The organism is Mesorhizobium sp. M0140 (genome assembly GCF_040322475.1).
Lineage (GTDB): Bacteria > Pseudomonadota > Alphaproteobacteria > Rhizobiales > Rhizobiaceae > Mesorhizobium.
In genome coordinates, this window is record NZ_JAMYTM010000021.1 from 28,676 (window position 1) to 40,743 (window position 12,068).

Annotated in this window: 11 protein-coding genes; 4 read left to right on the forward strand and 7 right to left on the reverse strand. The window is 61.7% G+C overall.

The features are described from left to right. Positions 1 to 1,049: 1,049 nt before the first annotated feature. From NKJ37_RS20710 to NKJ37_RS20730, 5 genes are all read right to left on the reverse strand, one after another. Complete coding sequence (locus NKJ37_RS20710; RefSeq protein WP_013533129.1) at positions 1,050 to 1,643, reverse strand: DJ-1/PfpI family protein; 594 nt, start codon at positions 1,641 to 1,643, stop codon at positions 1,050 to 1,052. Positions 1,644 to 1,715: 72 nt separating this feature from the next. After that, positions 1,716 to 2,666, reverse strand: a complete 951-nt coding sequence (locus NKJ37_RS20715) for a substrate-binding domain-containing protein (protein ID WP_352610082.1) — start codon at positions 2,664 to 2,666, stop codon at positions 1,716 to 1,718. Positions 2,667 to 2,720: 54 nt separating this feature from the next. Beyond that, on the reverse strand, positions 2,721 to 3,710 hold the full coding sequence (locus NKJ37_RS20720; protein ID WP_352774907.1) for an ABC transporter permease: 990 nt from the start codon (positions 3,708 to 3,710) through the stop codon (positions 2,721 to 2,723). Next, complete coding sequence (locus NKJ37_RS20725; RefSeq protein ID WP_127294339.1) at positions 3,707 to 5,299, reverse strand: sugar ABC transporter ATP-binding protein; 1,593 nt, start codon at positions 5,297 to 5,299, stop codon at positions 3,707 to 3,709. Before NKJ37_RS20725 ends, NKJ37_RS20720 begins: the two co-directional genes overlap by 4 nt. Before the next feature lie 11 nt (positions 5,300 to 5,310). After that, the gene (locus NKJ37_RS20730; RefSeq protein ID WP_352774870.1) at positions 5,311 to 6,012 is read right to left on the reverse strand and encodes a GntR family transcriptional regulator; all 702 of its coding nucleotides are present in this window, start codon (positions 6,010 to 6,012) and stop codon (positions 5,311 to 5,313) included. Positions 6,013 to 6,189: 177 nt separating this feature from the next. Between NKJ37_RS20730 and NKJ37_RS20735 the strand changes: the two genes are divergently transcribed. From NKJ37_RS20735 to NKJ37_RS20745, 3 genes are read left to right on the forward strand one after another with little or no spacing between them, the layout of a single operon-like run. Beyond that, complete coding sequence (locus NKJ37_RS20735) at positions 6,190 to 7,416, forward strand: iron-containing alcohol dehydrogenase (RefSeq protein WP_352774872.1); 1,227 nt, start codon at positions 6,190 to 6,192, stop codon at positions 7,414 to 7,416. Positions 7,417 to 7,432: 16 nt separating this feature from the next. Then, the gene (locus NKJ37_RS20740; RefSeq protein WP_352774874.1) at positions 7,433 to 8,914 is read left to right on the forward strand and encodes an NAD-dependent succinate-semialdehyde dehydrogenase; all 1,482 of its coding nucleotides are present in this window, start codon (positions 7,433 to 7,435) and stop codon (positions 8,912 to 8,914) included. Between the two features lie 10 nt (positions 8,915 to 8,924). After that, positions 8,925 to 9,749: an alpha/beta hydrolase gene (locus NKJ37_RS20745; protein WP_352774909.1), complete on the forward strand. Its 825-nt coding sequence runs from the start codon at positions 8,925 to 8,927 to the stop codon at positions 9,747 to 9,749. Positions 9,750 to 9,954: 205 nt separating this feature from the next. Here NKJ37_RS20745 and NKJ37_RS20750 read toward each other — a convergent pair whose 3' ends face one another. Together NKJ37_RS20750 and NKJ37_RS20755 are read right to left on the reverse strand one after the other, a co-directional pair. Then, entirely contained in the window at positions 9,955 to 11,451 is a 1,497-nt protein-coding gene (locus NKJ37_RS20750; RefSeq protein ID WP_352774876.1) for an aldehyde dehydrogenase family protein, read from the reverse strand. A 50-nt stretch (positions 11,452 to 11,501) separates the two neighbouring features. Then, positions 11,502 to 11,756 carry a hypothetical protein gene (locus tag NKJ37_RS20755; protein ID WP_352610114.1) on the reverse strand — a complete coding sequence of 85 codons (255 nt, stop codon included), beginning with the start codon at positions 11,754 to 11,756 and terminating at the stop codon, positions 11,502 to 11,504. Between NKJ37_RS20755 and NKJ37_RS20760 the strand changes: the two genes are divergently transcribed. Then, positions 11,652 to 12,065, forward strand: a complete 414-nt coding sequence (locus NKJ37_RS20760) for a Rossmann-fold NAD(P)-binding domain-containing protein (RefSeq protein ID WP_352610109.1) — start codon at positions 11,652 to 11,654, stop codon at positions 12,063 to 12,065. The genes NKJ37_RS20755 and NKJ37_RS20760 overlap by 105 nt on opposite strands. The last annotated feature ends 3 nt before the right edge of the window (positions 12,066 to 12,068 follow it).

A 12,068-nucleotide genomic window follows, 5' to 3' on the forward strand; every position in this document is an offset into this window, starting at 1 on the left:
ATGTCCGCAGGGTAACCTGGCGTCCTGTTGATATAGTCGCCGCCGTGAACGGGCTGGACGCATTGACATTACTCGCCGCAACTACGTCGTCCCCTTCCATTTGCTCTACCAGGTATGTTTGCATCACTGCTCCTGACTGCAGGGCATGGCCGGCTCAATTGCGTGTAGCTGGAGGCATGAACTCCCAACCGCAAGGAACGGATTTCGTTCCATGCAACAGGCAGCACTACCGCCGGCAGTCAGCGTTCAGACTGCCCTGGCAGGACCATGGCCTAGCCGCTGAATGACTTGGCCAGGACTGAGCTATGCTTTGGCGGAGATGGACCCTCGCGTTGCGAAGCCGCATACTTCTGGAATAGTGCAATCTTGTCGGGATAAGTGATCCGGATTTCGCTGTGACACCCCTCGCAGCGATATTTGGATGCAACCTGAAACCAGCGCCCGGGTTTCAGCAAAGCCAATCCGCAACGCGGGCATTTGAATGTCATTTCAAGAGGGCATAGATTCTGACACAGCGGCATTTCGCAGATTCCATAAGAGATAGCTAATGTTAGGCAACGGCAGCCGGCCGGAATCGTTCCTAGACGCCGTTCTTTTCGTTAGGCCGATGACCAACCCGGACGCCAGAGACTATTGGTTATCCGCGATGCCATATTCACTGACGCAGGCCTGAACTCAGGCGCATCCCGCTTTCATAGTGACGTCGAGCCTGAGCGCCGATCGAACGGTTGTCAGAAGGTTTTATGAGAACTTGTTCACCGGGCCTCGGCACCGAGCGTGATGGCCTCGGGGCGACGACGGGCCGCACGGTCGACGACACGACCTCTAATCCGGACGCTGAAACAACGCCGCGCGCCAGCATGTCGAACAGCACTACCGCGATCAGTGAAACAAGAAGGACGAAAGCAGCGCAACCAGGCGGCGACCCTTGAGCATCTCGCCTATATCGTTGTGCTCGGGAGCCGCGATCCCGATCGAACTTATGGATATGGATGCGCTGTTGAAAGCAACCGACGCATCCCTTGGCGAAATGCGTCGGTTCCAGAAGCTTATGCGTGGCGGATTTCCGTTCCCAGCACCTTCAGACATTCGCGGATGAACGCAGCAAGCGCCGTCCAGCCTTTGGCAGAAACCATTGTCCCGTCCACATAGGCCTCGGTCGGCGACAGGTCGATATAGGTGCCACCCGCCAGTGTCACCTCAGGCTCGCAGGCGCCGAGTGCTGCGACCTTCTTGCCACGCACCACGCCGTCAACAGCGATCAGGATCTGCACACCGTGGCAGATGGTGAAGATCGGCTTCTTGGCCTCGTGGAAATGGCGCACGATCGCCTGCACGCGCTTGTCGGTGCGGATGTATTCCGGGCCGCGGCCGCCCGCGCAGTAGACGGCATGATATTGATCGAGCTGCCTCTCGGCTTCCGAGAAAGTCTTGTTGATCAGAGCATAGTGGCCGAGCTTTTCGGTGTAGGTCTGGTCGCCCTCGAAGTCGTGCAGCGAGGTCTTGATCAGATCTCCGGCGTTCTTGTCCGGGCATACCACGTGGATGGTGTGACCGACGGCTTCCATGGCTTGCTGATAGACAAAGATTTCGTATTCTTCGGTGAACTCACCGGTCAGCATCAGTATCTTCTTGCCTGGCATGGCTCTTCCTCTCAGTGTTTGAGCTAGGCAGTGCGCGGACCGCGCCCTGCCTTTCGGTGAAATCGGATAGGGTTAGAATGGCGAGTCGGGGAAATAGTATTCCTTGGCGTTGGCTTGGGTGATCAACGGCGCGTCGAGCTTGACGGTGCCACGGACGGGTGCCTGGCCGATCAGGTTGGCGACGGTCATGTAGATCGCGGTCTTGATCATCGACGGCGGATATGGCGTCTCGACCGGCGTCATGGCGTCGCCGTCGATCACCTTCTTGACGATGTCCTTCATGCCGTTGCCACCGAGCGCCAGCTTGATATCGGTCCGGCCCGATTGCTTGACCGCTTCGAGCACGCCAAGCAGCATGTCGTCGTCATTGGCCCAGACCGCATCGATATGGGGGTACTTGGCCAAATAGTCCTGCATCAGCTTGAAGGCCTCGTCGCTGTTCCAATGCGCGTACTGGATGTCGAGGACTTTCAGGTTCGTACCCTTGATCGTGTCCTGGAAGCCCTTGATGCGCTCGTCGTCGATGACGGTCGGAATGCCGCGCAGCACAACGACGTCGCCCTTGCCGCCGAGCTTATCGATCATGAACTTGGCTGTGTTGGTGCCAACCGCGATATTGTCGCCGGCGAGGTAAAGATCCTGGACGGAGGCGTCAGTCAGACCGCGATCGACGACGGTGATGAACGTGCCCATGTCCTTGATAGCCTTGACCGGCTGAGTCAGCTCTTCCGAGCTGTAAGGCAGGATCACCAAAGCGTCCAACTTGCGGCTGGCCGACAGGTCCTCAAGCGCGCTGACCTGCTCCGCCGCGGACGGCGACGTCTTCACGACCACTTCGACGTTCGGGAACGCGGCGTTGATTTCCTTGGCCGCCGCCTGTGCGTGATAGACGATGCCCGCCGTCCAACCGTGGTCGGCTGCCGGTATCGACACCGCGATGACCTTCTTGTCTTGCGCCATGGCCTGACCGGCCAGCAGCAGCGCGCCAAGTGCCGCCGCCGCAATCCATTTTCTATCGAACATTGTCTTCTCCCTTGGACCTACAAGAACGTTAATCCGCGTGGTCCGGACGCGGCGCTATTTCGAATTCGAAAACCGCTGGATGAGCATGGCGATGATGATGATGACGCCCTGAACAGCGGCAACGAGGTATTCCGAGACGAAGTCCGACAGCACCATGAGGTTGGCGATGAGCTCCAGGATGACGGCGCCGGCGACCGTCCCCCACACATGGCCCTTGCCGCCGCGCAGCGCGGTGCCGCCAATCACCACGGCTGTGATGACCTGCAGTTCCCAAAGCTGTCCGGTCGTCGGCGTCGCGGCGCCCAGGCGCGGCACGTAGCAGATCGCGGCAATGGCCACGCAGACACCCTGGACGATATAGGCGACGGTCCGTGTCCTGATCACCGAGATGCCGGAATAGCGGGCGACATCCTCATTGGCGCCGACCGCCGCGCATTTACGGCCGTATTTCATTTTGTACAGGATGAAGGATGCGACCGCGGCGACGGCGACGGATATGAGGATTGGAACCGGGATGCCGGCAACCGTGCCGAAATAGACAGGCCGGTAGGCCTCGCGCAGCGACCGGTCGATCGGTATCGTGCCGCCGTCGGTCAGATAGGTTATCAGCGCCCGGAAAATCCCCATCGTGCCCAGCGTGGCGATAAATGGTTCGATCCTGCCGACCGTGACGATGAGGCCGTTGGCAAGCCCGCACAGCAGGCCGACCAGGATCGCCACCGCCATGCCGGCGGGAATAGCCCAGATACCGGCATGCGGCGCCACCGTGTTCATGAACATGATGGTGATGCCGGTGATGAAGGCGGCCATCGAGCCGACGGAAAGATCGAGCCCGCCGGACGAGATCACAAATGTCGCGCCGACCGCGATAATGGCGATGAAGGCGCTGCGGGTGATGACGTTGGCGAGATTGGTCGCGGACAGGAAATCGGGGTTGATGAGGTAACCCACGATCAGGAGGGCCGCCAGCGCAAGGAAGGGTCCGATGTCGGTCCAACTGACATTGAGATCCAGGGGGCGACGCCTGGGTGCGGATTCGGTCATGACAGCCATTCTGTGCCTCCCTTGGCTTTTGGCCCTGGCTTGGGGCCACTGGTCGCCAGTACCGCCACGTTGCTTTCGGTCATTTCGGCGCCGCTGACCTCGCCGGTGATGCGGCCTTCGCGCATCACCAGGATGCGGTCGCAGATGCCGATCAGTTCCTGCATCTCCGAAGAGATGACGATGCAGGCCTTGCCCTTGGCCACAAGCTCCTGGATGAAGGCATAGATCTGCGCCTTGTTGGCGATGTCGATGCCACGCGTGGGCTCGTCGATAATGACCACCGAAGGATCGGTCAGCAGCACCTTCGCCAGCAGCAGCTTCTGCTGATTGCCCCCGGAAAGCTGGCCCGCTTTGGCGCCGAGGCTCTTCAGCCTGATGTCATATGCCTCCACGGCCTGTTCCAAGGCCTCCGCTTCGCGGCGCCGACCCATCGAGAGGCCCCGATGGAACACACCGAGCGCCGACAGCGTCAGGTTAGGCGCCAGGCGCTCCTGCAGCAGCAGTCCCTTGCCCTTGCGATCCTCGGTCAGGTAACCGACGCCGGCGTCGATCGCCGCGCGCGGCGATTGGAAATGGATCGACTTGCCCTCAAGTTCGACCTTGGCGGCCGCCGGGCGCAGGCCGATAATGCCCTCGAAGAGTTCAGTTCGACCTGCGCCGACCATGCCGGCGAACCCGAGGATCTCGCCTTTGTGGACCGTGAACGACACGTCCTCCGCATAGCCGGGAACGGAGGCGTTCCTCACGCTCAGCATCGGTACATCCGAAGGCGCTGCGGTCCTTTCAGGATAGAGTGCGGCCAGTTCGCGACCGACCATCAACCGCGCCATATCCATCTGGCTCAGCGTCTTGCCGGGATAGGTGCCGACCATCTTGCCGTCGCGCAGAACGGTCACTTTGTCGGCGACCCGTTGCACCTCGTCCAACCGGTGGCTGATATACAGCACGGCGGTGCCGTGAGCCTTCAGTCGCAGGACGATCTCCAGAAGGCGCTCGACCTCGCCACCGGTCAGAACGGCGGTCGGCTCGTCGAAGATAACCAATTTATAGTCGTCAAGCAGAGCACGAGCGATCTGCACCATCTGCCGGTCTGCCAGCGAGACGTCTCGCACCAGTGCCCTTGGCGAGACCGCGCAGCCGATCTGCGCCAGTTTGTCGGCCGCCAGCCGGCGCATGGTGCGGTCATCCACGACAAGGCCACGCGAAAGCTCTCGCCCGAGAAACAGATTGTCGGTGACCGTGAGCCCCTCTGCGAGCAGGATCTCCTGATGGACCAAGGCGATACCGGCATCCTGTGCCTGGCTGGGCTTGGCAAATTTCACCGCGTGTCCGTTCATCGACAATGTGCCATGGCTTGGCTCGACATAGCCGGACAGCAGCCGCATCAACGTCGACTTGCCGGCACCGTTCTCGCCAATGATGGCGTGGACCTCACCGGGCAGGATGTCCAAAGTGACGTCCGACAACACCGTCACCGGGCCGTATTGCTTGGACAATTGCTGGGCGCGCAGCACCGGTTCGAGCGAACCATGCGCATTGCTGGACAACGTGCTCCCGCCCTCCCCGGCGATATTAGCGGCAATAGACATCCGTTCCGACCTCAATCGAATGCCGGGAGCAGGCGATCGCGCGAGTGCTCTATATGGATGCGCATCGCCTTTGCGGCGGCATCGGGATCGGCAGAGCCGAACGCGGCAAGAATCGCCTCATGTTCGTCAAGTGCCTCCTCGGTCACACGTGCATGAAACATCAGGCGGAAGATGTGGAAGTGCGTGTGCTGGTGGCTCAACGTCTCTCGGATGAGTTCGTTTTGAGAAAACTCCAAGATCTTGTCGTGGAAGATCGCATCCTGCCTGGCGAAGTTCGAATAGCGTACGCGATCATCCTTGCCGTCGCGGCGTGACATCACGCCGGCGGCTTCGAGCAACACATTGAACTTGGCCTCGTCCATCATTACGGCGGCCTTTGCGGCGCCATGCGGTTCGAGCAGCAGACGCATTTCGTACAATTCGTCGAAACGGCGCCGGGTGATCTGGGGTGCGGCACGATAACCGATCAAATGCGTCTTGAGGACGAGGCCTTCGCCTTCGAGCCGGCCAAGGGCTTCGCGGATCGGCGTGTGCGAGACGTTGAATTCCTTGACCAGGCTATCGACTGTAATACGTGAGCCTGGCGGGATTTTCAGCGCCATCAACTGCGCGAAGATGGCTTCATAGACATCTTCGACGAGACTGTTGGCGCGCTGGATGCGACCAGCTCCAATGGTGGCGTCGCTTGGGTCGGATAAGTTTGCGGTGTGCATATTTTGCCTCTTGACAGTCAGGACTGCTAACACGATGGTTCCGTCGATGCAATCCTATATCCTATACGATTTTAAAGCGGATATGTTTTAGGGGCGAGAGACACGTACTTAGACCTTCCGATCCCAAGCCCAGTCCAATGCCTCCGTTTCCAGTCAGCCGCAGTTAAAGGACCGATCATGACCCTCTTCGCCGCCCTGCGGTTGCCGCGTGAAATCCTGTTCGGGAAAGGGCAGCGCCATGTGCTGCCGACGGTCGCCGCCCGGTTCGGCCAACGTGCGCTGGTCTGCACCGATGAGCGTTTCGCGGGCACAACGGTATTCGTCGACATCATCAAGTCCCTTCAATCAGCCTCGATCGAAGTCCTTGTGCATGATCGCGTTCTGCCCGACGTGCCACGCGACACGGTCGGCATCTGTGTCGAGGAAGCGAAGGGGTTCAGGCCGGACATGGTGATCGGCATCGGCGGCGGCAGCTGTCTCGATTTCGCCAAATGCACCACGCTGCTTCTCAGCCATGGCGGCAAGCTCCAGGACTATTACGGCGAGTTCAAGGTGCCGGGTCCGACGCTGCCGCTGATCGCCGTACCCACCACGGCCGGCACCGGCTCCGAGGTGACGCCGGTCGCGGTGATTTCCGACCCGGACCGGACGCTCAAGGTGGGCATATCGAGCCCTCACCTTATCGCCGCAGTCGCCCTGTGCGACCCCGAACTGACAATGACCTGCCCCCCTGGCCTGACCGCGATCGCCGGCGCTGACGCTTTGACCCATGCGATCGAGGCCTTCACCGCCATACGGCGCGATGAAGACCCCAATCTGCCGCAACAGCATGTCTTCATCGGCAAGACTGCCCTGACCGACCATTTCGCGTTGCTCGCGATAAAGCTACTTGGCCGGAGCCTCGAGAAAGCCTGCAGCGATGGCACCGATGCCGACGCGCGTGCCGATGTCATGATGGGCGCTCTGGCAGCGGGCTGCGCATTCGGCACCGCCGGAACGGCGGCGGCGCATGCCGTGCAATATCCGGCAGGCGCCCTCACCCACACCGCCCATGGTTTGGGCGTGGCGACAATGATGCCTTACGTAATGACCTATAACAGCCGCGTCGCCGCTGACGAGATGGCAGAGATCGGCGCGGCACTTGGCTTGGAGACGAAGGCGAGAACCACCGCCCAGATGGCAGCCGCCACAATCGAGGAGATCAGGCGATTGTTCGCGGCGATAGGCATTACGCCAACACTGGCGGATCTAGGCCTCCCTGCCGATAAGCTTGACTGGACCGCCGAGCAAGCGCTCGGCATCGACCGCCTGATCAAGAACAATCCGCGTGCCTTCGATCTCGGCACGATGCGACGCCTCGTCCAGGCTGCCCATGACGGCGACATCGCCGCCTGTGTTATGTGAAGAACGGAACAAAGCGATGAATTTGAACGCTCAGCAGCTCGACCAGGATGGCTATGACGTGCGCGGTTTTTCGCACGGACTCTACATCGACGGTATTTGGCGACCGTCCTCCGACGGTCGGCTCATCGATGTTGTCGATCCCTCCTCCGGGGCGGTGATCGCGGCGGTTCCCGATGCGACAGTCGAGGACGCCACCGCCGCCGTCGAGGCCGCGGCCAAAGCAGCCAAAGGATGGCGGGAGACGGCGCCGCGCAAACGCTCGGAAATCCTTCGGCGCTGTTTTGAGCTCATGGTCGAACGCTCCGAAACGCTTGCCATGCTGATTTCCCTGGAGAATGGCAAGGCGCTGCGCGACGCGCGCGGCGAGGTAGCCTATGCAGCCGAGTTCTTCCGTTGGAATGCTGAGGAAGCGGTCCGCATCACCGGCGAGTTCGGCACCGCGCCCTCCGGCAGCAATCGCATCGTGGTCGATTATGAGCCGATCGGAATTTGCGTGCTGATCACCCCGTGGAATTTTCCGGCCGCTATGGCGACCCGCAAGATCGCGCCGGCGCTGGCGGCAGGCTGCACTGTCGTCCTGAAGCCGGCAAGTGAAACACCGCTGACGGCCTATGCGCTGGCGGCACTCTACAGCGAAGCCGGCGTGCCTGCCGGTGTCGTCAACGTGCTGACCACGACCAGTCCCGGGCCGCTGACTTCGGCCATGCTCGCCGATCCGCGCGTCAGGAAGCTGTCCTTCACGGGGTCGACGGGCGTGGGCCGAACCTTGCTCGGCGAGGCTTCAAAGCATGTCATTTCCTGTTCGATGGAACTCGGCGGCAATGCCCCGTTTGTCGTCTTCGACGATGCCGATCTCGACGCCGCCCTCGACGGCGCGATGATCGCCAAGATGCGCAACGCCGGCGAAGCCTGCACCGCCGCCAATCGCCTCTACGTGCAATCAGGAATCCATGATGCTTTTGCCGACGGGCTCCGCAAGCGCATGGCGGCACTTAAGGTGGGGGCGGGTCCGAATGCAGACACAGAATGCGGGCCGATGATCACCAGAAAGGCTGTCGACAAGATCGACCGCCTGGTCAAGGACGCCGTGGGCCGGGGAGCCAAGGTGCTTTGCGGCGGGGCGATTTCGGAGGAAGAAGGATTCTTCTATCCGCCCACAGTGCTGTCCGATGTGCCGCCCGACGCGGAGATGGCGCACGAGGAGATTTTCGGCCCGGTGGCACCCATCACACGCTTCGACACCGAGGCCGAGGCGATCGCACATGCTAACAACACGGAATATGGCCTGGCCGCTTATATATACACACGCGATGTTGGACGCGGCATGCGGGTGGCGTCGGGGATCGAGGCCGGCATGATCGGTCTCAACCGAGGACTGATGTCGGATCCGGCCGCACCATTCGGAGGCGTCAAGCAGAGTGGCCTTGGCCGCGAAGGCGGCCAGCACCACGGCATCGCCGAGTTCATGGAGGCTAAATATATTGCCGTCACCTTCTGAACCGGCAGTCATATCAAAGGACCCTTTCCGCACGCGCGACCATGTGGCCGATTTTGACGATATCGTGGCCGACATAGTGACTCGCAGCGCCGAAACCCGGGCGAACCTGCCGATGTCGGCTGATATCGCCTATGGCGAGGGCGAGGCCGAGAGGTTGGACCTGTTCTTTCCGCCCGGCGCGCGCAGGGATCTTCCCGTGCACATCTTCATCCATGGCGGCTACTGGCGCATGTTCTCCAGGAGCGACTATTCTTATGTAGCAAACACAGTCACCAAAGCTGGGGCGATCGCGGTCATCGTCGACTATGCGCTGATGCCCGAGTTCAGGATGGCGGCAATCGTCGGCCAGGTCCGGCGTGCCAAACAATGGGTGCTGGACCATATCGTCGACCATGGCGGCGACCCTGCCCGGCTAAGCGTAAGTGGTCATTCGGCGGGTGCGCACCTGGCCACATTCCTGTTCGAAAAGACGCCAATGCCATCACGCATACGTGCGGCGCTGCTGCTAGGCGGCCTTTACGACCTCAAGCCCCTTCAGACGTCCTTCCTCCAGCCGCTAATCGGAATCACCGATGAGGAGGCAGCTGTCTTCACCCCAATGACGCGGTGGCATGACCCGGAGACGGCAGCGACCATTCTCGTCGGAGATCAGGAAACGTCACCTTTTCACCAGCAGGCCGCCGACTTCGGAAAGCGCTTGCGCGCGCAGGGGCACCTTGTCTGCGACCTCCGCCTGAATGACCGAAACCACATGAACAGCGTGCGTGATCTGGGCATCAGCGGCACACAATCTGGCGATTGCCTGATGGCGATGATCGAGGGAAACGGCCTATAGGACGGAAGCTGGGGAAAGCAGAGCCGCTTGACTGCCGGGCCAGACACTCCCGTCACTCAAGAAAGTACCGTCACGGGATCGCGGCACGCTACCGGCATCGGGCTGAGCTTTGCGGCAGGTGAAATCCGGCAGAGGACACAACCGACGATTCCTCATCCTCTTTCTCCACACTGCATGCGGGTGGTGCCGATCGACCATCGCACGCTCAGTCGGTCTGGATCCAGATCGACTTGGTCTCCAGATATTCATGCAGATGTTCGATGCCGCCCTCGCGGCCGTAGCCGGACATCTTCATGCCGCCGAATGGCACCGCCGGGTCGATGGCGTGGTACATGTTGACCCACACCGAACCGGCCTTGATGCGGCGGGCGAGCTTGTGGGCGGTGCCCAGATGGGTGGTGAAAATGCCGGCTGCCAGGCCATAGGGCGTCGCATTGGCCCGCGCCACGGCTTCGTCAAGCGTGTCGAACGGCATCGCCGAAATCACCGGACCGAAGATTTCTTCACGCGCGATGGTCATCTTGTCCGACACCGCGCCGAAGACGGTCGGCGCGATGAAATTGCCGCCGTCGTAGGGCTCGCCGGTCAGTCGCGACCCGCCCGCTATCAGTTCCGCGCCTTCGTCGCGGCCGGCCTTGATATAGCCCACCACCTTGCCGGCCTGCCTGGCATTGATGAGCGGGCCGATTTCGGTTTCCGCCTCAATGCCATGGCCGATGCGAAGCCTGCCGGCAAACTCGGCGACCCGGCGCACGAATTCGTCATGGATTTCGCGCGCCACGAACAGCCGCGATCCGGCGATGCAGATCTGGCCCGAATGCACGAACACCGCCATCGCGGCGACAGGAACCGCCTTGTCGATGTCGGCATCCCGGCAGACGATGATCGGCGATTTGCCGCCGAGTTCCAGGGAAACGCGCTTGAGGTTGATCACGCCCGCCCGCGCGATGGCCTGGCCGGTCAGCGTCGAGCCGGTGAAGACGATCTTGTTGACGTCGGGATGTTCAGCGAGCCGCGCACCGGCCTCCGCCCCGGTGCCGGTGACGACGTTGACGACGCCGTCGGGGACGCCGGCTTCCTGCATCAGCCTGGCGATCAGCAGCGGCGTCAGCGAGGCATCCTCCGAGGGCTTCAGCACGATGGTGCAGCCGGTGGCGAGCGCCGGCGCGATCTTCCAGATCGAAGCGGCGGTCGGAGCGTTCCAGGGGATGATCGCGCCGACAACGCCCACCGGCTCGCGCCTTGTGAAGCTGACGATCTCGCCGGGGATCGAATTGTCTATGGATTCGCCATGCAGCGCGGTCGCCATGCCCGCATAGAAGCGCAGCATGCCGATGACGCGCCGCCGGTTGGCGAGCGTGCGCGTGATCGGCAGCCCCATGTCGAGAGTGTCCGAAACGCTGAGCTCTTCCCAATGGGTCTCGAAGAGATCGGCGATGCGCAGAAGCACGCACTGCCGCTCATAGGGCGAGAATTTTGACCATGGCCCTTCGAAAGCCGTGCGCGCAGCGGCCACCGCCGCATCGACGTCGGCCGCCGAGCCACGCGGCACGGTGGCCAGCACTTCGCCAGTCGCTGGGTTGAACGCCTGCATCTCCTGGCCGGACTGTGCCGGAATCCACTTGCCGCCGACGAACATCGGCCGGAATTCGCCATGGTAGAGCGCCGTGGCCTTCGCCCGCGGGTCGAAATTCAGCGTCATCCCTTCCTCCTCACAATCCGTGGTGACTATGCCTCCCACGCCGGTCGACCTCAAACAAGGAAAGCTAAAAGGGCGTTCAGATAATCGGACTGTGCAATGTACCCGACTTCCCCGATGGTGGCGTCAATGGAGGAACAGATATGAGACTTGCTGGCAAGGTCGCCATCGTCGCTGGCGGCGGTTCGGGATTTGGCGAAGGCATCGTCAGGAAATTCGTCACCGAAGGTGCGCGGGCCGTGTTGATGGACCGGGATGAGGCCGCCGCGGCCCGCGTTGCTGCCGAAATCGGCGAAATGAGCGGCCAATCACTGGCGACCTCTCGACACTCGCAAGCTCGAAGCGGCGGCAGACCTGGCCCGCTCGGCCTTTGGCGGTCTCGACATACTGGTCAACAATGCCGGCGTGGCCCAGCCGCCCTGGCGCTCGAGACGATGGACGAAGAGATGTTCGACCGGATCGCCAACGGCGGCGTCTCGCCTCGCCCGAATTTGACTTGGTGCAATGCTTCAAGGGCTGGGCGATTGCCGCCACCCGGGCCATGGCCGTGGAACTCGCACCGTTCGGCATCCGCGTCGTCGCCACCATTCCAAGCCTGTGCCATAGCGCCTGCCTGACGG